Genomic DNA, 21,651 nt, shown 5'->3' on the forward strand with positions numbered 1-21,651 from the left:
GCTGCTCACCGTCGCTGAGAAGGCGGCCTCACTGCTGAGCGTTGATCGCCCGCTGCAGTGCATCCTGCAGCTGCTTGTCGGCCGTGCCGAACGCCGCCCAGTCACCAGAGACGCGTGCCTGCTCACGAGCGTCCAACGCCGCCTTGGCGTCTCTGAGCGCCTCCGCGACCGTCGGGTTCGACGATGAGGTGCTCGTACCGCCGTCTGAAGGCGAAGCCTGTTGCCCGGTGTCTGATGCTGCAGACTGCCCATCGGTCGACGGCCCGGCCTGCCCGGGGCCGTTCTGGCCCACGACGGCACCGGAGTCGCCGCCGAAGATGTCGTCGAGCGCCTTGTCGAGCGTGTCTTCGAAGGCCACCTTGTCACCGAATGAGACCAGGATCTTGCGAAGCAGCGGGTACGAGGTCTCACCCGTCGACCGCACGTAGACCGGCTGCACGTAGAGCAGGCCCCCGCCGACAGGCAGCGTCAGCAGGTTGCCGCTGCTCACCGTGGTCTGCCCCTGACGCAACAGGTTCAGCTGTGTCGATACGGTGTTGTCCGAGTCGAAGAGGTTCTGCACCTGACCGGGGCCGGGCACGTTGGTCTCGCCGGGCAGACGCAGCAGGGTGAGCTTGCCGTAGTCTTCGCTGCGCTTGCCGTCAGCGCCCTCGGCGTCGCCGTTGGCGGCCAGATAGCCACGCAGCACGTTGCGCGATCCACCCGAACTCTGCTGAATCGGGATGAACGTGCTGTACAGCGAGAACGCCGCGTCTTCCTGCTCGGGCAGACGCATCGACAGGTAGTAAGGGGGCTGCTTCGTCGAGGTGTCTGAGCCGGCCTGCGGGTCAGCCGGAACCTGCCAGGCGTCTTCACGCGAATAGAACGAACCGGCGTCAGTCACATGGTAGGTGCCGAGCACGTTGCGCTGAGCCTTGAACATGTCGGTCGGGTACCGCACATGTGAGAGCAGTGCAGAACTCATCTCGTCTGACGACTTGACCGTGTTCGGGAAGACCTTCTGCCACGCCTGCAGCACCGGGTCGTCTTGGTCCCATGCATAGAGTGTGACCGAACCGTCGTATGCATCGACCGTGGCCTTCACCGAGTTGCGCATGTAGTTGATGGTGTCGGTCGCTGGACGAGCCGCAGACGACGCTCCGTCGTTGATGGCCTGACGGTAGCTCTGCTGCTGCGAGTAGGGATACTGGTCACTGGTCGTGTAGCCGTCGACGACCCACTGCACGCGTCCGTCGACGACCGCCGGGTATGGATCCTGATCGAGCGTCAGGTACGGGGCGACCTTCTGCACGCGATCGATCGGGCTTCGGTCATAGAGAATCTGCGAGGAGTTGCTGACCGCGTTCGAGGTGAGAATCTCGATCGACCCGAACTTCATGGCGTAGAGCAGACGGGTCAACCCGTTGTCGAGCTTCGGCCCGCCGTCGCCCGAGAACGTGGTGTACGTCTGATTCGACTCGTTCTGCTCGCCTTCGTCGGGATTCGCGCTGCTGCCCGACGGATAGTCGAGCTCACGGGGCGAATCGCCCTCGGGCGCGCCCACGATCGAATAGGTCGGCGACTTCTCACCGAAGTAGATGCGCGGCTCGAACGACCCGAGATCACCGCTGCTGGGGATGCCCCCCTCGAAGAAGATCGGCTTGCCGTCTGAGGTGACCTGGTTTCCGTAGGCCGCGACCACTCCATAGCCGTGCGTGTACACGATCGAGTTGTTGTACCAGGAGTCGGTGGACTGCTGGCTGAGCTCGCGCACCGACAGCACCGTGTCGACGCTCTGGCCGTTGATGTTGTAGCGATCGACGTCGAGCTTCGAGCCGAACTGGTAGTACTGCTTGTACTGCTGCAGCTGCCGGAAGGTGTCGCTGACCAGGTCGGGGTCGAGCAGACGGATCGAGGCGGTGGTGTCGACGTCGCTGCGCAGTGCACCGGCCTTGGCGTCGGTGACCGCATTGTATGACTGCACGTTCACCTTGTCGATGCCGTAGGCCTCACGCGTGGCATTGATATTGCGCTGCAGATACTCGGCTTCGAGGCTGCGCTCGCTGGGCTTGACCACGAAGGTCTGCACGCCCCACGGATAGGCCACGCCGATCAGCAGCGAGGTCGCCACCAGAACAGCCGCGCCGACGACCGGGATGCGCCAGCGACCGGTGACCGCGGCGTAGACGAAGCCGAGCGCGACCAGCGCCGCGACGGCGACCAGGATGGTGCGGCCCGGAATCTGCGCGTTGACGCCGGAGTAGCCGGCACCGGTGAACAGCCCCTCCGGGTCGGTCAGCTGCTGATAGCGTTCGAGCCACAGCCGCACGGCATGCAGCGCCACGTAGACGGCGATGGTCACGGCGAGCTGCACACGAGTGCCCTTGGCCACCCGCAGCCGACGGTTCTCGATGCGGATCGATCCGTAGAGATACGAGATCGCGACGAACACGATGCCGCTGAGCAGCACGGCGAAGAGCAGATAGCCGACCAGCTGCTGGTAGAAGGGCAGCTGGAACAGGTAGAAGCCGGTGTCGAGCCCGAACTGCGGGTCGGTCTCGCCCGTGGTGCCGCCGTTGATCCAGAGCGCTGCGGTCGTCCACCGGCTCGCAGAGAACAGCGCGCCGAACAGACCGAAGAGAATCGGAATGCCCCAGGTGATGCCCTTTCGCAGCGGTTCGAGCACCTGCTGGTACTGGTCGAGAGTGGCGTTCACCCGCACATAGGTCGGCCTCGAGCGGAAGGCGAACCAGACGCTCACCCAGAGCGGCCCGGCCAGCAGCACGAACCCGATCAGCGCCATCAGCCCGCCGGCGAACCACTGTGTGGTCAGAACGTTGAGAAAGCCCACCTGCCGGTACCAGAGCACGTCGGTCCACACGGCAGAGGCGGCGAAGAGCAGCGCGATGATCACCGCCAGCGCGATGATGCTGATCACAGCCACTCGGCGACTTCTGGTGGGCTGTCTCGCAGTGCTATGGGGGTCAGACACGATGGGGCGCTCCTTCGCGGGTGTAGCCGGTGCTGCTCGGTCAGTGCGTCATGTCATTCTAGCCAGCACCTGCTGGCGCCCGGTCAGTCGAGGGGCATGTTCCGCTGCTGGCTGACTTCGATCAGCGTGCGCACTGCGGCAGCCCCTCGACGCTCTTGGTCGTCGCGATGGTGTCGAGCGCATGCAGGGCGTCGTCGAGCGAGGCGACCGAGACGACGGTCAGAGAGTCGGGGATGCCACCGGCGAGTTCGGCGCAGTTGGCTGCCGGTGCGAGAAACCAGGGGGCTCCGTGGTCACGAGCGGTGAGCACCTTCTGGCGGATGCCGCCGATCGGCCCGACCTGGCCGGCGGCGTCGATGGTACCGGTTCCCGCGATCGTCTCGCCGCCGGTGATCGAGCCGGGAGTGAGCTTGTCGATGATGCCGAGCGAGAACATCATCCCGGCACTTGGTCCCCCGACTTTGTCGAGGCTGATCTGCACCTGTGGTTTCGTCGGAGCGTCTTCGAGCCCGAGATGCGTCAGGGCGGCGTCGACGGCTGCCTGCTGGGAGCTCGTCATCTGCTCGGCGGTCTCGCGCTCCTGATCGTCGAACGTCTGCCCTGGCGGATACACCGCGTCGAGCGGCAGTACCGTCCGCGACGGATCGACCCAGGCTGCGGCGGTCTGCACCCAGTTCGGCTGCGCGCGTGGACTGCCGAGTACGCGGACGGTCAGCATGTAGAGGCTGCCGGTCGTCGGGTAGGTCGGCGCACCGGTGATGTCGAGCACCGTCTTCGTCTCGGTCTGGTCTTCGTTCGTGACGGTGCCGAGCACGTCGTAGGCCGGCCCCTCTTCGCGAATCACATACGGGCTCGGCGTGAAGGCGCACACGATCAGCGCTCCGGCGGCGACGATGGTCGCGAGTCGGCTCAGACGGTGACGAGCGATGGGCATGGCGTGAATCACACTAGTGTACCGTTGTGACGAACACCAAGGAGGTCTCCATGGTTTCCCCTGAGAACCCATCCGAACCACAGGACGACGGCTCCGACGACGAGTTTCAGCGTCTGCTGAAGCAGCTGCTCAGCGGTGATTCCGAGGGGCTCGCGAAGGCAGCCGGACTCCCCATCGATCAGAACGCGATCGCTTCGATCATCGCCTCCATTCAGCAGGCCGCGTCGACTCCTCCTGGACAGGTCGACTGGTCGCAGGCTCGCGAGCGCGCTCAGCAGGTCGCGCACGCCTCCGAGGTCGTACTCACCGATGACGACCGCACCAGGGCATCCAACGCCTTTGACATCGCTCGTCTGTGGCTGAGCGAGGCCACCGCATTCGAACCGGTCTCGGCCGGCCGTGTGATGAGCCGCACCGAATGGGCACGCGAGACTCTGCCCTTCTGGCAGCGGCTCTGCGAGCCCGTCGCCGGCAGCGTCGCCGAGGCTCTGCTCGAAGCGCTGCGCGGCAACCTCCCCGAAGAGATGCGGGCGTCTCTGGGCCAGGCGGTGCAGGTGATGCGCGCCATGGCGACCACGGTCTTCGTCGTCCAGCTCGGTCAGGTCGTCGGCCAGCTCGCCGCAGAGACCGTGTCGGCCAATGAGATCGGCATTCCCGCGATGCCGAACAACGAGCCGGCACTGCTGCCGCAGAACATCCACGACTTCTCACAGGGCCTCGAAGTACCGGTCGAAGAGATCACGATCTTCCTGGCTACGCGCGAGCTGGCGCACGTCGCGCTCTTCCGACACGCGCCCTGGCTGACCAGTGAGCTCACCAGCGCCATCACCTCGTATGCCCGCGGCATCCAGATCGACGTGAGTCGCATCGAGTCGCTCGGCGGCGAGATCGACCCCTCCGATCTCGATTCGCTGCGGGGTGCCGTGCAGCGCGGCGAGCTGATTCCTCCGCGCACCGACGATCAGACCGCCGCCCTGGCCCGCATCGAGCTGCTGCTGGCACTCATCGAAGGCTGGGTCGACACGGTGACCGGCACCGCTGTGCGCCGGCTGCCGAAGGGTGCGGCGATCGCCGAGGCGGTCACCCGCCGTCGGGCCATCGGCGGCCCGGCCGAGCATGCCTTCGGCACGCTCATCGGCCTCGAATTCCGTCCGCGTCAGCTGCGCAAGGCGGCGGCCCTCTGGATGAGAGTGACCGACTCGCTGGGCAGCGCCGACCGTGACGCGATCTGGCAGCATCCCGATCTGCTGCCGACCATCGATGAGCTCGATGCCCCCGAGGCGTTCGTCAGCCGTGCTCGCGGCGACGAGCAGAGCGACTTCGATCGTGATCTGGCCCGTCTGCTCGAAGGAGACCTGCCCGATTCGCCAGAGCCGAACGACTCCGACGAAGGTTCAGAGGGCGACGCTCCGCAGCGGGGCTAGTGCGCCCGCAGCCGCGCGAGCGAGCCTGTGGAGAACCGTTCGCACGCTCGAGCGTTCTCTCGCATACTCGGAGCATGAACACGCGAACGGCCTCATCATCAGCCTCGGACCCCCGTCTCGCACCGCCGTCGCTGCAGCTGCATCCAGAGCACCCGCTGCTCTGGCGCGCAGGCGGGCGACTGCAGGTCGGCCTGCAGCATCCGGTCGTCTTCGACGACCCGAGTCCCGGCATCGAATCGTTGCTCGTCGCTCTGCAGAGCGGCGTGACCGACGACGAACTGCGACGACGAGCCGAGCGAGGCGGGCTGACGCCGGCATCCGTCGAAGGCCTGCTCGCGCAGCTCGGCGACCGGTGCCAGCGCACACCGCAGCCGCTGAGTCTGCACCGACTCTGGAACGTGCGGCCCTCGCACTCTCTCGCCGAGCACCATCGCGCGACCGAACACGTTCAGCGTGCACAGGTCGCCGTGACCGGGCACGGGTCGCTGCCGGCGGCCATTCTGCGCACGCTCGCAGCAAGTGGCTGCGCCACGCTGCACCATCGGCCCGACCCCGCCGTGCCGCACGGACTCGACGGCTCACCGCACCCGGCCGATCGGTGCCACAGGCTGCCCGCCGAGGCGGCGCTGCGGCAGCCGGTCTCGCCCGGCGCGTGGCATCAGCACGACGCCCAGATCGCCGAGCTCTACGACTGCGCGATCACGACCGGCGACGACGCGCACGACGACCTGACGATCGTCTGCGGCTACGGCCCACCGCACCCCGCGCAGTGGACTCCTCTGCTGCGTGACGATCGCGTGCACCTGAGCGTGTGGGCCACCGCGACCGGCGCCATCGTCGTCGGGCCCCTGGTCGTACCAGGCCAGACCGGCTGCCTCGGCTGCGTGCATCAGCATGCACGTGACCAGATTGACGACTGGGCCCTCATCTGCGATCAGATGTGGCGCAGAGCACGGCTGGCTCCGCTGCCCACCGACGTCGCGCTGGCCACGTCGCTCGCGGTTCGCTGCGCGCTCGACGCGCTCGCCGCCTCTCCGAGCCGGCTGCCCCAGATCTGGAATCGCCGCGTCGTCGTGCACGACGGCCAGACGCGGCTGCTCGCGCACGAGCCGCATCCGCGCTGTCTGTGCCGTGACCAGCCCTTCGACGAGGCGATCAGCGCTCCGAGAGAAACCTCGACGGCTTGACGGCGCGACCCGCCACGCGCTCGGGATACGACAGGTGCAGCGTGCGCCGCGCTCTCGTGACCGCCACGTAGAGCAGTCGCCGCTCTTCGTCGATCTGCGCCTCATCGGCACCCCCGCCGAACGGCAGGTAGTCATCGGTGAGCCCCACGACGTGCACGTGGTCCCATTCCAGGCCTTTGGCCGCGTGAATGGTCGATATCATCACAGTCTCGGTGGGCGGCGGATGCTTCTGCTCGCGCCGCTCGATCAGCTCGCGGTTGAAGACGGCCAGCTGTGTTCGCTCACCGGCGTCGACGCAAAGGCGACGAATCGCGTCGAGCGACTCCCATCGTTCGCGCACGGCACCTGCCTGCGAGGGCGGATCCGCCTTCCACCCGGCCTCGCCGATCGCTTTGAGCACGGCCGACAGCGCGAGCTCCTCGGGTGTCGACGCCGCGGCCACGCCGATCAGCAGCATGGTGTCGACGACCTCGCGACGTGAGAAGAACGGAGTGGCGCTGCGCAGCTTGTAGGGCACTCCGGCATCTGCGAGCGCCTGCTCGTAGCGGGCGGTCTGCCCGTTGACGCGCATCAGCACTGCGATTTCGCCAGGACTCTCACCTGAGTCGATCTGCGCACGGATCCGGGCTGCGACCAGCGTCGCCTCTTGCGACTCGTCGTTAGCGCTGTTGAGCATCGGCGTCGGCCCCGCCGTCGGCGAGTGCAGCTTCACGGCACCCGGCCGCCCGGCCATGATGCGGTTGGCAAGCCCCACGATCGGGGCAGCCGAGCGATAGTTGCGGCTCATCTCGATCGAGGTCGTGCCGGCGAACTCATTCTCGAAGTCGAGCAGGTAACGCGGGTCGGCACCAGAGAACGAGTAGATGGTCTGGCTCGGGTCGCCCACCACGCAGAGATCTCGGCGCCTTCCCATCCACTCGCGCAGCAGGTCGTGCTGCACGGGCGAGACGTCCTGGTACTCGTCGACGACGAAGAAGCGGTACTGGTCGCGCACCTCGTCGGCGACGACCGGCTCCTGGCGCAGCATCCCGGTCATGGCCAGCAGCACGTCTTCGAAGTCGATGCTGCGGCGCTGCTCTTTCAGCCGTTCGTAGCGCATCATGATCGCCGCGACCTGCTCGTCGGCGAGCCCGTCGACGCCGGCGTGGTCGCTGAGCAGATACCGCTCGACGGTGAGCGAGCGCACTTTGCGCCACTCGATCTGCGACGAGAGGTCGCGCAGCCGGGCGGTGTCGATGCTCTCGATGCCGCAGGCCGCTGCCGCCTCGGCGATCACGGGGGCCTTGGAGGTCAGCAGGTTCGGCAGTCTGGTGCCGAGCACCCGCGGCCAGAAGTGCCGCAGCTGCGCGAGGGCGGCGGCGTGGAAGGTGCGGGCGGCGACCGGCGGCAGCCCCAGCCGCTGCAGGCGCAGCCGCATCTCGGCCGCGGCGCGACTGGTGAAGGTGAGTGCGAGCACCGAGCTCGGCTGGTAGATCTGCTGCTGGATGCCCCAGGCGATGCGGTGCGTGATGGCCCGTGTCTTGCCGGTGCCGGCGCCCGCGAGCACGCGCACCGGCCCGGTGAGCGCCTCAGCGACCGTGCGCTGCTGCACATCGAGCCCGCCGAGCAGGTCGTTGTGCGTGGCGGTCGCTGTTGACGGCATCCTCGTCCTCTACTCTGGTCACATGAGTCGGTCTCCTCTCACATTAGCTGCACTCGCCACTTCGGCAATTCCCGGCCTCGAGGTCACCTCGGTCGCGATGCACACCGCCGGCACCACCGGCGACTACGACTCTGCCGTCGTCGCCGACGATCAGAACCGGCACTTCATCATCCGAGTGCCGAACTCGCCGACCGCCTACCGCCATCTCGAAGAAGAGCTGAAGTCACTCAGCGCCCTCAGCGCCGGCATTCGCACCCGGCTCCCCTTCCAGGTGCCCAGCGAGGCGGGGCGCGCCGAGTTCGCCGGGTCGGCTGCGCTGATCTACACGTACATTCCCGGCGTGCTCATCGACATCGCCGACCTCTCCCAGACATCGCCGGCCACCGCATCCCTCGGACGTGCGCTGGCCGCGCTGCACACGCTGCCGACCGGCTTCGTCGACGACTACGGGCTGCCGCACGAGCACCCGGAGGTCGTGCGCGAACGATCTCGAACGATCATCGTGCGCGCGGAGAAGACGCGGCTGGTGCCACGCGCGCTGCTCGACCGCTGGCTTGCCGCGATCGACGACGACGGCCTGTGGGAGTTCGAGCCGACCGTGGTGCACGGCGAGCTCGACGACCAGGCGGTGCTGATCGAGGCTGACGAGGTCTCGGGCGTGCTGAACTGGGGCGGGCTGCGCATCTCAGACCCGGCACTCGACTTCTCATGGCTGATGCACTCGGCGGTGCTGCAGGCCGTCGACGCGGTCTTCGACGCCTACGGGTCGGCCCGCGGCGAGGGCGCGCTCAAGTCGTTGCGCCGCCGTGCCACGCTCTATGCCGAGCTGCAGGTGGCCAAATGGCTGCTGCACGGCGTCGACGGCGACGACGACAAGATCACCCAAGACGCCAAGCACATGCTGCAGGATCTCGCCGATCTGGTCGACGGCAACTACCGCCTGCTGCTGACCGACCCGGTCTTCGAGGCCGAGCGCCCGACGGCGGATGCCGCAGCAGGTTCGACCGATGACTTCCGCGCCGAGCGTGGTGCGGGTGCTGCGGCGCGTCCCGCTGATCGTGCTGGCGCTGCGGCGCAGCCGAACGAGCCGATCGTGATGACCGAGCCGATCGAGATCGTCGTCGAGGAGGAGACCGACGAGGTAGTCGTCGCCGAAGTCATCGAAGACGGCGAAATCGCAGACGGCGATGACCGATCTGAGACCGATGCCGACGAGGCGGACGGCGACGGCTCACCGCATTCTGCGGCGAACGAAGAGAACGCCACGATCGTCGACGACGACGCGCCGGAGTCTTCCACCGCTCGCGCCTGACCGGCACGACCGCATCACGATGCGATGGTCGACCACCGTTCGGCGAGCTCGTCTGCTGTGAAGAATCGTGACGGGGCGATCTCACGATCGTCTGCGACGTAGTAGAACCGCGCCGAGACCTCGGCGACGTCGACGCCGACATGCTGCGCCCAGGCCAGACGGTAGAGCGCCAGCTGAATCTGTCGCTCGTCGAGCTCGGCCGGGGTCTGCGGAGCCCGACCGGTCTTCCAGTCGACGACTTCGTAGCCCTCGTCGGTGCGAAACACCGCGTCGAGTTTGCAGACGGTCTGAACGTCACCTAACGGCAGACGAATCTGCGTCTCGACGGCGACCGGCCGTGCGGCTGCCCACCGGCTGCGTTCGAACGTCGCCTGCAGCCGGGCGAGCCGGGCGCTCGCCTGTTCGTCGAGCACAGTGGGTGCGGTGCCGGGGCGTTCTTCTGGGGCGAGCCTGTCGGCGCGCAGTCGGCCCTGCTCGTCGAGGGCCGGCGTCGACTGCAGATCGTCGAAAGACGACTCAGCAGTGAGAGGGAGCTCTTGATCGCTGACCCGATAGCGCCTTTCGACCCATTCGTGAAAGAGCGTGCCGACACGGGTCTCGCGGTGCGGTTCGATGGGCATCGGCCGATAGAGCTGCGCTGCGACGGCCACGGGGTCGGTGAGGAACTCGTGCATGCGCGACGCGGCGACGCGACTCGGCAGTTCGATGCTGAGCCCTCGGCCGGCATCTGCGCGCTCTTTCAACAGCGCTTCGATCGGCGCCTTCCAGCCGCCGATGTCGGGCCACGTGGCAGGGTCTGCGCTCAGCCCTGCGGCCGCAGGCGCGGATTCGACCGCTTCGACGGCTGCGGCGGCAGCGGTGACCGAGGCACGGCGTGCGCCGAGCGGATCCTGCGGCCACGGGAACTGGTCGACGCCGCGTTCGACCGGTTCGGGCTGCCCGGTGAAGTCGTCTGAGAAATCGGGCAGCACCCCGCGTTCGACCAGCCCGCTGAGAAAGACGCTCGGCGTGCGCGCTCCGACCCGATCGGCCCGGTAGGCGGAGCAGGAGAGCAGCAGGTCGTCGCGCCCTCGGGTGAATGCGACGTAGGCGATGCGTCGTTCTTCGTCGAGGTGACGACGCTTCTCGTGTTCGCCGAACGCTTCAAGCGTCTCGCCGAACTCAGCGGCATCGGCTGCAGTACGCCAGGCGAGCTCGGGCAGATCAAGGCGGTCACCGCGAAACTCGTAGGGCAGCTCACCTGCTGACAGCCAGCCTTTGGCCGAGGTCAGACGCGCCGGCATCTCGCCTTCGACGAGCCGGGGAACTGCGACGTGATCCCATTCCAGCCCCTTGGCCGCATGCACCGTCAGCAGCTGCACGACGCCCTGCTGTGTCTGGGCTCCTTCGGCCGCCAGACGCTCTCGACGTTCCACCTGGGCGATCCACGCGAGAAATCCGCCAAGTGTGCTGGCCGGAGCGCTGTGCATGTATTCGCTCGCTTTCGCGAGCAGCGCATCGAGGTTCTGCAACGGCCGGCGCAGACTCTCGTTGGCCCGCAGCTCGACGTCGATGCCCAAGCGCTCGATGACCAGCTGCATGAACTCGGTGAGCGGCAGGTGCGCGTGGCTGCGCAGCGAGCGCAGCAGCACACCAGCATCTCGCAGTCGGAGCACGCCTGCCCGTGAGAACCCGGCTCGGGTGATGAGATGCTCGACGCGAGGCCCGCCAGAGACCATCAGGTCGAGGGCGTCGACCAGCGTGGCCTGGTCGTCTCGGGCGACCGACTGCTTGATCTGCTCGAACACTGCCGGAGCCAGCTTCTGCAGATCGGCGTCATAGCTGGCCAGCTGTCTGGCGAGACTGCCGAGTGCCTGCAGGTCTGCGGGGCCGACCCGCCACCTGGCGCCGGCCAGCAGTCTCACCAGTGGGTTGTCGGCGTCGGCGCTGTGCACGACGCGCAGTGCGCTGAGCAGGTCGACGACCTCAGGGGCTTCGAGCACACCGGCGAAGCCCACGATCTCGTGCGGCACTCCGGCTCGGGCCAGAGCCTGCGCGAAGACCGGCATCAGCGCTCGCGCCCGAAAGAGCACCGCGCCGGTGGACGCCTCGGACATGCGCTCACGCATCCAGGCGGCGACTGCGTCGGCCTCGGCTTCGAGGTCGGCCGACACCGACACCTGCACCGCACCGTCTGGGGCGCCCGACCGTGACTGCAGCCGCACCACGGGCACCGACGAATCGGCGGCGGCATCGGCAACGAGAGCATTGGCGACGTCGAGGATGCTCCGACTGTTGCGCCAGCTCGTGGCCAGCTCGAAGTTCGCCGGAGCGCCCTCGGTTCCGAAGTCGCGGTGAAAGCCCTCGAGGTTCTCGCTGCTCGCGCCGCGCCAGCCGTAGATCGACTGATTCGGGTCGCCGACGGCCATGACCCGCTGCCCGTGGAACAGAGTGCTGAGCAGCCGTGTCTGCGACACCGAGGTGTCCTGGTATTCGTCGAGCAGCACGGCATCGAATCGTTGTCGATACGGCTCGGCCGCGCTGGGGTCGCGCCTGATCGCCTCGAATGCAAGCGCCACCTGATCGGCGTACTCGATGAGTCCCCGTTCGCGCTTGCGCCGCTGATACTCGACGGCGAGGGGCACCAGGGTCTGCAGTGTCTGCACCGCCGTGACGCTGTCAGTGACTTCTCTGCCCGGCCCGGGTTTGCGAGCCCGTGGCTTGGGCGGCAGATCGAGCAGCCCGGCGAACTCCTGCGCGAATCGCAGCACGTCGTCTGGCTCGGCATTGTTGTCGACCATTGCGTGCGTCAGCGTGAGCAGCATCTCGGCGACCCTGGTCGGCGACCTGCCCAGCTCGTACAGAGCTTCGTCGTCGTCAGAGGCGAGCACGACCTCATGCGCCAACCCCCAGGCACCTGCCTCGGTGAGCAGCGTCGAATCGGGCTCACGACCGATGCGCAGGGCATTGTCCTGAAAGAGCATGTTGGCGAACGAGTTGTACGTCGACACCGACGGAGGCTCGCTGAGATCGACCGATTCGACCAGGCCAGAGCGCACGAGGGCTCGCAGTGCCCCGTCGATGCGCGACGACAGCTCGCTCGCAGCCTTGCGCGTGAAGGTGAGCCCGAGCACCTGCTCTGGTGAGACCACCCCATTGGCCACCAGCCAGACCACACGGCGCGACATCGTCTCGGTCTTGCCAGCGCCCGCACCGGCGATCACGAGTGCCGGCTGTTCGCCCTCGTGCTCGATGACCCGTCGCTGCTCTTCCGTGGGCGGAAAGATGCCGACAGCCTCGGCGATGCGGGCCGCGCTGATTCGCTGCGTCATTGTGCCTCCTGGATGTGCTGCACCGGCTGTCGAGCCGGCATCGTGGTCTCGCCGAGCGTGTGGATGTGCGTGGTCGCCGCGCTGCCGTCGCCCTGTCTCGTGCGGGCGAGGTCGGCCCAGAATTCGCTGCCGGCCATGCCTCGAGCGAGCTGGTCGACCAAGGTGCGTGCGTTGGCGAGCTGCTGCGCGTCGAGAGCGGCCTGCACGAGAGGCTTGTAGCTCTTGCGGTCGCCGCCGACGAAGACGAGCATCGCCTGCTGCAGCTTCGCAGCATCGACTCCGTTGACCGCCCCGGCGGCCACGGCGATCTGATAGGCCAGCAGCTGAAGGTTCTCGGCGACTTCGGCCTCTTTGAAGGGCCGGCCGGTCTTGAGATCGATGATGCGCACGGCCCCGTCGGGCAGCTGTTCGATGCGGTCGACTGTTCCGATGATCTCAGCGATGCCGCACTCTGCGGTGAAGCCTTCTTCGAGCGCGATGGCTCGTGCCCCGAGTTTGTCGGCGTCGAGCATGTACGCGCGCATGTTGCGCAGCCGATTGGTGACGTCGTCGAGCATCATGCGCGACTGCCAGGGGGTCTCGAAGTCAAGCTCGCCCCACCGCCGACGCACCTGGCCGACCAGACGGTCGAGATCACGGTGGTGCTCTTCTTCGGCCTTCTGGAAGGCCTCGTGGATCAGCGTGCCGATGCCTGTCGACATGCCGCCGCTGTCGACCCCGATGTGTCCGAGAAACCAGGCCAGCGGATCGTTCTGGAACATCTGCAGCGACGACGGCGAGACCCGCACCAGCGGACCTTCGACGGCTGCGGCCATCGCTGTGTCGCCGGTCTGGCGGCCGATGCGGTCACTGGTCTCGACAGCGAGCGGAGCGTCGAGGTCGCCGGCGAACGGATCGAGCTCGGTGAGCGGCTCGGTCGTGCTCAGATCGGCCAGCCCGGACCATTCGGCCGGAGCGGCCCCGCGGACATCCGCGTGCGCGAGCACGACCAGCGCGCGAGCGGCGATCTGGTCGTCTGGATGCCCGTTGAGTCGATGTCTGAGCGTGCCGACTACGCCGCGCAGGGTGTACCAGCCGTACTCTTCGCCTTCGGCCGCCTCAGTGCTGACGATGTCGTCGAGCATTCTGAGTATCATGCTCGGCGCGTTGTCTTCGTCGATCACCGTGGTCAGCAGCACGTGCGAGCGCGCACGGCTCAGGGCCTGCACGAACATGCGCAGTTCGTCGTGCAGCACCTCGCGACGGCGATCGACGTCGCGCTCGCCGCGCACCGTCTCGACGAGCTGTTCGGCGCCGAGCAGCGTGTTGCGCTGACGTGTGTTCGGCCAGGCGCCGTCTTGCAGCCCCATCACCACGACCGTGTCGAACTCGAGGCCGATCGTCGCCGAAGCCGACCCCAGGAACACCGCGTCGCGACGACCGGTATGGGCGAGCGAGTCTTCGGGCACGCTCTGCTGCAGCTGCTGCTCGACGAACTCGCCAGCGTCGGCCTCGGGAAAGCGTTCGACATGTCGCTGAGCCGAGGCGAACAGCGCGACGACGGCATCAAGTCTGCGGTTCGCGTCGACGGCGGCGACCCCGCCGCTGAGCGCCTGCTTGCGCCACTCGTCTGCGACCCCAGCCTTCTGCCAGGCCAGCCAGAGCAGTTCGACCGCCGGAGCCCGGCGCTCGTTGCCCTGCCCGATCTCGCCCAGCAGCGCGAAGAGCCGGTCGACTTGTGCGATTGCCCCCGCTAACGGCCCTGCATGCGGCAGCCCGGTACCGCCGCGCACAGCGTCGACGAGCAGTTCTGAGGCTCGCCGCTCACCGCCCTCGGCCAGTTCGCGTTCGCGCAGCGCACGGCGCACTCGTCGCAGATGCACACCGTCGAGCCCGCCGAGCGGTCCGGTCAGCAGTTCGGTGACGACCTGCTCGTCGAGGTCGCGCAGCCCACAGCCGACCTCGACGGTGCGCAGCAGATCGAGGTTCACCGCTTCGTCGCGCAGCGCTCCCGAGACGCCAGAGAGTGAGACGGGCACGCCGGCCGCCGCGAGCTGCCGCGAAAGCTGCTCCAGCTCGCTTGACGATCGCGTCACGATGGCCATCTGTGCCCAAGGCAGGTGCTCTTCGAGATGTCGCCGGCGCAGGACTCCGGCGACACCGGTGATCTCGTCGCTCGACGTCGCGAATGACTTCGCAGCGATTCTGCCGATGCTCTGAACAGCGCCTTGCGCCTTCGCATCAGTCGTCTGCGCCTCCCAGGCAGCTGCCTGACGTCGGGCCGCGTCTGAGCGTCCGACATTCTCTGGGCGTCCGGCATTCTCTGCGCGTCCGGCATTCTCTGCGCGTCCGGCCGTCGCCTGCAGCACCCGGCGCTGTTCGCCGGCGGATGCAGTGCCGACGTGCTGCAGGATCTTGCTGACCGCCTGGGCGAGCTGGCCGTGCAGCCGATGGCTCTGCTCGAGCACGAACTGCTCGGCGCGCACCCCGATCTCGTCATGCAGGTGTGCGACGAGATCGGGGCGACCACCGCGGAAGCCGTTGGTCGCCTGATCTGGATCACCGAAGGTCACCAGTCGTGCGCCACGCTGCACCAGCGGCCGCAGCAGCCCGATCAGCGCAGCAGTGCTCTCTTGCAGGTCGTCGACGAGCACCAGCCGCAGATCGGCGAGCCCCGCAGGCGGGGTGTCGGCCAGCACCTCGGCCGCGGCTGAGACCAGTTCACTCGAGTCATAGGCCGTCGCAGTCTCTTCGATGGCCCGTTTGACGGCAAGGTACTCGTCGAAGAGCTGAGCACCGGCCACCCATTCGGCACGGTTCGTGGTCTGCCCGAGCTGCGCCATGAGCTGCGGCGTCACCGCGTATTCATACGCCCGTCCGAAGAGCTCTCGCAGCTCAGTGCGGAACCCGCGCAGTTCGCGAACCTCGGGCCCGATCACCGGCGGCCAGGGCAGTGCGCCGCCGGCGACATCCGCCGTCTCGTGGCCGTGCAGCAGGTCTTGCAGCAGGCGATCCTGCTCGCCGCCGGTCAGCAGACGCGGCGGTGTCTGACCGTGCGCCAGAGCCACCGCTCGCAGCACTTCGAAGGCGAGCGACGCTGCTGTGCGCACCAGAGAACTCGCCGACACGTCGCGCAGGCCGGCGTCGACCAGCGTCGACAGTGAAGCCGCAGACTGCCTCGACGAGGCGATCACCAGTATCTGCTCAGGGCGCACGCCCCGATCGAGGGCGTCGATCACCGTTGCGGCGAGCGCGGTCGTCTTGCCGGTGCCCGGGGCGCCCAGCACACGAAGATGCCCCTGCTGCGACCGCTCGATCACCTGCAGCTGCGACGCGTCAAGCGCAGATCGGTCGAGCACGCGGGCTGGTGCTGAGGCACTGCTGGTGAATCTGATCTCAGGCATGTCTCAACGGTACGACACCCCTCCGACACGACTCCTGAGGGCCCTGCCAGCCGAACGTTTCGGATTTGTGCGCCGTGAGCGGAAATGGTTCCGAACAGGCACGACTCCGTGGGCTCTCAGAACAGCGGTGGCCTAGACTGAGACCCGTATGTCGTCGTCTTGAGGCTGCTCGGTGTGAGCGTCTCGCAGACCAGAGTGAGGAGTCTCCATGGAGGTCAGAATCGGTGTTCGTCAGAGCGCTCGTGAGCTCAGCTTCGAATCGGCTCAGAAGCCGGAAGAGGTGACCGAGGCGGTCAGCACAGCCGTTGCCGACGAGCACGGCGTGCTCAGGCTGATCGATGACAAGGGGCGCCTCTTCGTCGTTCCCGCAGCGGGCATCGCCTATGTCGAGGTCGGCCCGCAGGAGACCCGCCGCGTCGGCTTCGTCTCCTGACCACGCCGCATCCCGTCAGCAGCTGAGGCTGTGGGCTCGCCGACCTGCCGCAGAAGCCGGGAACGCTAGGCGGTGAGCCCAAGCCTCTCCATGCGCGCCGTATGCCCCGCGATGAGGTCAGCATGCACAGCCTCGATCTGAGAGATCACCTGCTGCACTTCGTCGTCACGATGCAGCGAGGTGTCACGCAGCGCACGCAGCACCGGGTCTGGCAGCACCATCAGAGCACGGCACCACAGCAGCGAATCGCCCACCAGGCGACGTCCCCACATCGCCAGCCGATCGGCCAGCCAGTCCGTGCGCTCGATCTCCTGTGCGAGCACCGAGAGCGCAGCGTCCGCATCAGGGCGCTCGGCGACCGGCCAGCGCAGACCGGTGCGCAGTTTCGCCCCTCTGCCGAGCCGTGCCACGAAGTCGTCGGCGAACCCGTCGACCAGATAGACCGCGAGAACTGCCTCCTGCCACAGGTTCGGGCTGAGCCGAGACCACAGCTCGTCTGAGTCGGCCTGGTGCACCTGCACGCCGCCGAAGGTCAGCTCGCTGTCGCCCTGGCCGAACGCACCGCGATAGTGACGGTGTCTGATCAGCAGCTCTTCGGCCACCACGGCGGTCTGCGCGCGCAGGTCGGGCTGCTCGATGAGCGGCAGCACGCCGGTCAGATACTCGAACGCCGACAGTTTGAAATAGGCGAGCGTGCCGACCAGCACCTCGGAGTCGGGGGCGAGAAAATCGATGCGCACATTCGTCGGGCGAGACGTGTGGGCAGACTCCGAGCGCGAACGAACACGCAGCTCGGTGCCCTTCTGGCGGCGACGAAAGAGTTTGAACACGGGCTTCATCGTACCCGCAGTCGATGCGATCTGATGGCAAACGGCCGCTGACCCGGTAGAATCGGAGCGATGCCTGATGACAGGCAGTGCAGATCAGCGCCTTGGGTGCCCGGTCGGTGACGCGACGCACACGTCGTTCCCGACCCGAGAGCACCGATCGGCGCGCAGATGAAAGAACACACGTGACCACCTTCAGAGAACTGAACATCGACGACAGCATCGTCTCGGCCCTTGACGACAAGGGCTTCACCGAGGCCTTCCCCATTCAGGAACAGGCCATTCCGCTCGCCCTCAAGGGCAACGACATCATCGGCCAGGCCAAGACCGGCACCGGCAAGACCCTGGGCTTCGGCCTTCCCGTGCTGCAGGAGCTCGGCGAGCACCCCGAAGACCACGTGCAGGCCCTCGTGGTCGTGCCCACCCGCGAACTCGCGCAGCAGGTGTACGAAGACCTGCTCTTCGCCGCCTCGCACCGCCCCGACGTCAAGATCGCGGCGATCTACGGCGGCAAGTCGTACGACGATCAGATCGCCGCGCTGAACGACGGCGCGCAGATCGTCGTCGGCACCCCCGGCCGCCTGCTCGATCTGAACCAGCAGCACATCCTGCAGCTCGGCCGTGTGCGCTTCGTCGTGCTCGACGAGGCCGACAAGATGCTCGATCTCGGGTTCCTGCCCGACGTCGAGCGCATCTTCTCGAAGCTGCCCGACGTGCGCCAGACCATGCTGTTCTCGGCCACCATGCCTGGAGCGATCGTCTCGCTGAGCCGCCGCTTCATGACGCATCCCATCCACGTGCAGGTCGTCGACCCCGACGAGGGCCTCACACAGGCCAACATCGACCACTTCGTCTACCGCGCGCATCCGCTCGACAAAGACGAGATCATCGGTCGCATCCTGCAGGCTGAGGGCCGCGGCCGCACCGTCATCTTCACCCGCACCAAGCGCGCCGCGAGCCGCCTCGCCGACGAGCTCGACGACCGCGGATTCAAGGCCGTCGCCGTGCACGGCGATCTCAACCAGGATCAGCGCGAGCGCAACCTCAACAGGTTCCGCAACGGCGAGGCCGACGTGCTGGTCGCCACCGACGTGGCCGCCCGCGGCATCGACGTCGACGATGTCACCCACGTGATCAATCACAGCATCCCCGAAGACGAGAAAGACTATCTGCACCGCGTGGGCCGCACCGGCCGCGCCGGCAAGCACGGCATCGCCGTCACCTTCGTCGACTGGGAGGACGTCGCCCGCTGGGGCATGATCAACAAGGCGCTCGACTTCGGCCAGCCCGAGCCGACCGAGACCTATTCGACATCGCCGCATCTGTTCAGCGATCTGCACATTCCCGAGGCTGCCACCGGCCGACTCACAGCATCGACGCGCAGCGGCGAGCGCCGCAGTTCGCGCGGCGGCCAAGATCACGGCGGACGCGGCGGCCAGGGCTCGCACGACGGACGCCGTGGCGGGCGCCGCGGCAACGGTCGCGGGCGCGAGCACGGAGACCGCGACCGGCCCCACAGCGATCGTCGTGACGACCATCGTTCACAGGGCGGGCAGCAGGGCGAGGCGAAGCAGGAGCAGACGGGCGAGGCCGCGAAGCCTCGTCGCCGTCGTCGCCGGCGCGGTCATGGTCAGGGCGGCGAAGCCGGTCAGGGTCACGGTCAGCAGACCGCGGCCTCGGCCGAATAGTCAGACCTGATCCGCAGGCAGATCGGGGCGGGTCAGCGGCGCGGGCAAGATCAGCGCGTGTGCCCGCCCAACCCGGTTTCTTCGCCTGCGGCCGCGAGGTCGCGACGCAGCTCCTTGGGCAGCGAGAAGGTGAGGTCTTCTTCGCCGGTGCGCACCTCCTCGACGTCACGCCAGCCGGCCTCGGCGAGCGCGGCCAGCACTTCGTCGACGAGCACGTCGGGCACCGAGGCGCCTGAGGTGATTCCGATGGTGCGCACGCCGGCGAGCCATTCGGGCTGAATCTCATGCGCGAAGTCGATGCGGTGCGCGGCCCGAGAGCCGTGATCGAGCGCGACGTCGACGAGCCGCATGGTGTTCGACGAGTTGGACGAGCCGACGACCAGCACCAGGTCGGAGCGCGCCGCGATGTTCTTGATCGCGATCTGTCGGTTCGACGTGGCGTAGCAGATGTCGTCGCTCGGGGGGCTGGCCAGTTCGGGAAACCGTTCGTGCAGCCGCTCGACCGTGCGCATCGTCTCGTCGACCGAGAGCGTGGTCTGGCTGAGCCAGACGGTCTTCGCCGGGTCGCGCACCACCACGTGGTCGACCTCGCTGGGGTCGTTCACGATCTGCACGTGGTCGGGCGCCTCGCCTGAGGTGCCTTCGACCTCTTCATGACCGCGGTGACCGATCAGCAGGATGTCATAGTCCTGCTTCGCGTATCGCCTCGCCTCGCGATGCACTTTCGTGACGAGCGGACAGGTGGCGTCGATGGCCTGCAGCTCGCGCTCTGCGGCCTCGGCGACCACGCTGGGAGCGACGCCGTGCGCACTGAAGACGACGTGCGCCCCCGAGGGCACTTCGTCGAGCTCTTCGACGAAGACCGCTCCGTCTTCCTCGAGTTCGGCGACGACGTGTCTGTTGTGCACGATCTGTTTGCGCACGTAGACGGGGGCGCCATAGATCTTGAGCGCTCTCTGCACAGCCACAACGGCACGGTCGACTCCTGCACAATACCCGCGTGGGGCAGCCAGCAGCACCCGACGAGGGGGCAGACTGTCATCATCAGCGATCACCGGCAGCACCGGCGCGGCGCGGGGAACGCGCGGAGTCGGCACGAAGACGGGATCGTTCGCGGCTTCTGGTGTCACACCTTCATGATACGGTGCCACCGTCGCCGCGGCAGCTGACTGCGCACTCGGCCGCGCAAGGCGGTGCACACGGCAGGCATGTTGCGGGCTGCGGGCTGCGACCAGAGATGGTTCGGCCGCAGCGGGCACGACATGAGACAGGAGCACGATGAGCGAGCAGGTTCAGCACGACGGCCCGGCGACGTCCGACGCGCCATGGTCGGTCGCACGAGTGGCGAAGCAGCTCAAGGGCTATATCGACCGTCTCGGCGGCATCTGGGTCGAAGGCGAGATCACACAGTGGAACGTGCGCGGCGGCAACGTCTTCGGCAAGCTCAAAGACCTTGACCAAGACGCCACGTTCTCGTTCGCCATCTGGTCGTCGACCGCCCGCCGCATCGATCTCGGCGAGTTCAACCAGGGCGACCGCGTCGTCGGGCTCTTCACCCCGAATTACTGGCCCAAGGGCGGGTCGCTCACCTTCGTGACCTCCCAGCTGCGTCACGCCGGGCTGGGCGAGCTGCTCGAACGACTCGAACGCCTGCGTCGACAGCTCGCCGCCGAAGGGCTCTTCGCCGTCGAGCGCAAGCGGCGCCTGCCGTTCCTGCCCGGTTTGATCGGTCTTATCACCGGGGCGAACTCAGACGCCGAGAAAGACGTGCTGCGCAACTCCGCCCTGCGCTGGCCCGCCGTGCGCTTTCGAACCATCCACACCGCAGTGCAGGGCGAACGCGTGCCCGACGAGGTCGTGGCCGCGATTCAGCAGCTCGATGCAGACCCCGAGGTCGAAGTCATCATCATCGCCCGTGGTGGCGGCGACTTTCAGCACCTGCTCGGGTTCAGCGACGAACGGGTGCTGCGCACGGCAGCAGCGGCGCACACTCCGATCGTCAGCGCCATCGGTCACGAGAACGATCGCCCGCTGCTCGATGAGGTCGCCGATCTGCGCGCCTCGACTCCGACCGACGCCGCCAAGCGGGTGGTGCCAGACGTCTCAGACGAGCTGCTGCGCACCACACAGGCGCGCACCCGCCTGCTGACGGCGATGAGCAGCCGCCTGCGCAACGAGCACGAGCGGCTGGCGCAGCTGCGCAGTCGTCCGGTCATGCGCGACCCTGAGTGGATGCTCCACGAGCGCGCCGAAGACGTCAACCGGCTGCGAGACCGCTCGTCCGAGCTGTTCGTCCGCACGCTCGAACGGGGGCACAGCCAGATCGAGGCTCTTCGTGGGCACCTCGTCGCGCTCTCTCCGCTCTCGACGCTCAAACGGGGATACTCGATCGCCCGTCTCGACGACGGCACCGTGCTCACGAACGCCGCCGATGCGACCGTCGGGCAGCACGTCTCGGTGCTGCTGGCCGCAGGAGAGCTGCAGAGCACCGTCGACCAGATCTCAGACCATCATCTCGCCGCCGCAGAGAGAAAGTAGA

Annotated in this window: 13 protein-coding genes; 6 read left to right on the forward strand and 7 right to left on the reverse strand. The window is 67.4% G+C overall.

What is annotated here, in order from left to right:
* Positions 1–28 precede the first annotated feature (28 nt).
* Entirely contained in the window at positions 29–2,917 is a 2,889-nt protein-coding gene (locus LRX77_RS09205) for a UPF0182 family protein (RefSeq protein ID WP_231832671.1), read from the reverse strand.
* A gap of 175 nt (positions 2,918–3,092) precedes the next feature.
* The gene (locus LRX77_RS09210) at positions 3,093–3,905 is read right to left on the reverse strand and encodes a YlbL family protein (protein ID WP_231832606.1); all 813 of its coding nucleotides are present in this window, start codon (positions 3,903–3,905) and stop codon (positions 3,093–3,095) included.
* Between the two features lie 50 nt (positions 3,906–3,955).
* On the opposite strand from LRX77_RS09210, the gene LRX77_RS09215 reads away from it, so the two are divergent.
* Both LRX77_RS09215 and LRX77_RS09220 read left to right on the forward strand, forming a co-directional pair.
* Complete coding sequence (locus tag LRX77_RS09215) at positions 3,956–5,329, forward strand: zinc-dependent metalloprotease (RefSeq protein ID WP_231832607.1); 1,374 nt, start codon at positions 3,956–3,958, stop codon at positions 5,327–5,329.
* Between the two features lie 74 nt (positions 5,330–5,403).
* Positions 5,404–6,516 carry a hypothetical protein gene (locus tag LRX77_RS09220; protein ID WP_231832608.1) on the forward strand — a complete coding sequence of 371 codons (1,113 nt, stop codon included), beginning with the start codon at positions 5,404–5,406 and terminating at the stop codon, positions 6,514–6,516.
* Here the strand turns inward: LRX77_RS09220 and LRX77_RS09225 are convergent.
* Positions 6,485–8,158 carry an ATP-dependent helicase gene (locus tag LRX77_RS09225; protein WP_231832609.1) on the reverse strand — a complete coding sequence of 558 codons (1,674 nt, stop codon included), beginning with the start codon at positions 8,156–8,158 and terminating at the stop codon, positions 6,485–6,487. The two genes, LRX77_RS09220 and LRX77_RS09225, sit on opposite strands and share 32 nt — an antisense overlap.
* A 22-nt stretch (positions 8,159–8,180) precedes the next feature.
* Between LRX77_RS09225 and LRX77_RS09230 the strand changes: the two genes are divergently transcribed.
* On the forward strand, positions 8,181–9,470 hold the full coding sequence (locus LRX77_RS09230) for a phosphotransferase (protein WP_231832610.1): 1,290 nt from the start codon (positions 8,181–8,183) through the stop codon (positions 9,468–9,470).
* Between the two features lie 14 nt (positions 9,471–9,484).
* Here LRX77_RS09230 and LRX77_RS09235 read toward each other — a convergent pair whose 3' ends face one another.
* On the reverse strand, positions 9,485–12,781 hold the full coding sequence (locus tag LRX77_RS09235) for an ATP-dependent DNA helicase (RefSeq protein WP_231832611.1): 3,297 nt from the start codon (positions 12,779–12,781) through the stop codon (positions 9,485–9,487).
* Positions 12,778–16,164, reverse strand: coding sequence for an ATP-dependent DNA helicase (locus LRX77_RS09240; RefSeq protein WP_231832612.1), 3,387 nt, complete (start codon positions 16,162–16,164; stop codon positions 12,778–12,780). Before LRX77_RS09240 ends, LRX77_RS09235 begins: the two co-directional genes overlap by 4 nt.
* Positions 16,165–16,372: 208 nt before the next feature.
* On the opposite strand from LRX77_RS09240, the gene LRX77_RS09245 reads away from it, so the two are divergent.
* Positions 16,373–16,597: a DUF3107 domain-containing protein gene (locus tag LRX77_RS09245; protein WP_231832613.1), complete on the forward strand. Its 225-nt coding sequence runs from the start codon at positions 16,373–16,375 to the stop codon at positions 16,595–16,597.
* A gap of 65 nt (positions 16,598–16,662) precedes the next feature.
* Here LRX77_RS09245 and LRX77_RS09250 read toward each other — a convergent pair whose 3' ends face one another.
* Positions 16,663–17,427 (reverse strand): ferritin-like fold-containing protein, encoded by a 765-nt coding sequence (locus tag LRX77_RS09250; RefSeq protein WP_231832614.1) that lies wholly within the window; start codon positions 17,425–17,427, stop codon positions 16,663–16,665.
* A gap of 182 nt (positions 17,428–17,609) precedes the next feature.
* Between LRX77_RS09250 and LRX77_RS09255 the strand changes: the two genes are divergently transcribed.
* Positions 17,610–19,112 (forward strand): DEAD/DEAH box helicase, encoded by a 1,503-nt coding sequence (locus LRX77_RS09255; RefSeq protein ID WP_231832615.1) that lies wholly within the window; start codon positions 17,610–17,612, stop codon positions 19,110–19,112.
* A gap of 50 nt (positions 19,113–19,162) precedes the next feature.
* Here the strand turns inward: LRX77_RS09255 and LRX77_RS09260 are convergent, their stop codons facing one another.
* The gene (locus tag LRX77_RS09260) at positions 19,163–20,176 is read right to left on the reverse strand and encodes a 4-hydroxy-3-methylbut-2-enyl diphosphate reductase (protein ID WP_231832672.1); all 1,014 of its coding nucleotides are present in this window, start codon (positions 20,174–20,176) and stop codon (positions 19,163–19,165) included.
* A 214-nt stretch (positions 20,177–20,390) separates the two neighbouring features.
* Here LRX77_RS09260 and xseA point away from each other — a divergent pair, with 214 nt between their 5' ends.
* Entirely contained in the window at positions 20,391–21,650 is a 1,260-nt protein-coding gene (gene xseA, locus LRX77_RS09265; RefSeq protein WP_231832616.1) for an exodeoxyribonuclease VII large subunit, read from the forward strand.
* The last annotated feature ends 1 nt before the right edge of the window (position 21,651 follow it).

Source organism: Pseudoclavibacter sp. 13-3, from assembly GCF_021168475.1.
Classification (GTDB): Bacteria; Actinomycetota; Actinomycetes; order Actinomycetales; family Microbacteriaceae; genus Pseudoclavibacter_A.

Excerpts from the sequence above, each read along its gene's own strand:
- LRX77_RS09235 (WP_231832611.1), bottom strand. The coding sequence starts at position 12,781 with ATGACGCAGCGAATCAGCGCGGCCCGCATCGCCGAGGCTGTCGGCATC.
- LRX77_RS09240 (WP_231832612.1), bottom strand. The coding sequence starts at position 16,164 with ATGCCTGAGATCAGATTCACCAGCAGTGCCTCAGCACCAGCCCGCGTG.
- LRX77_RS09230 (WP_231832610.1), top strand. The coding sequence starts at position 8,181 with ATGAGTCGGTCTCCTCTCACATTAGCTGCACTCGCCACTTCGGCAATT.
- LRX77_RS09225 (WP_231832609.1), bottom strand. The coding sequence starts at position 8,158 with ATGCCGTCAACAGCGACCGCCACGCACAACGACCTGCTCGGCGGGCTC.
- LRX77_RS09210 (WP_231832606.1), bottom strand. The coding sequence starts at position 3,905 with ATGCCCATCGCTCGTCACCGTCTGAGCCGACTCGCGACCATCGTCGCC.
- LRX77_RS09245 (WP_231832613.1), top strand. The coding sequence starts at position 16,373 with ATGGAGGTCAGAATCGGTGTTCGTCAGAGCGCTCGTGAGCTCAGCTTC.
- LRX77_RS09220 (WP_231832608.1), top strand. The coding sequence starts at position 5,404 with ATGAACACGCGAACGGCCTCATCATCAGCCTCGGACCCCCGTCTCGCA.
- xseA (WP_231832616.1), top strand. The coding sequence starts at position 20,391 with ATGAGCGAGCAGGTTCAGCACGACGGCCCGGCGACGTCCGACGCGCCA.
- LRX77_RS09215 (WP_231832607.1), top strand. The coding sequence starts at position 3,956 with ATGGTTTCCCCTGAGAACCCATCCGAACCACAGGACGACGGCTCCGAC.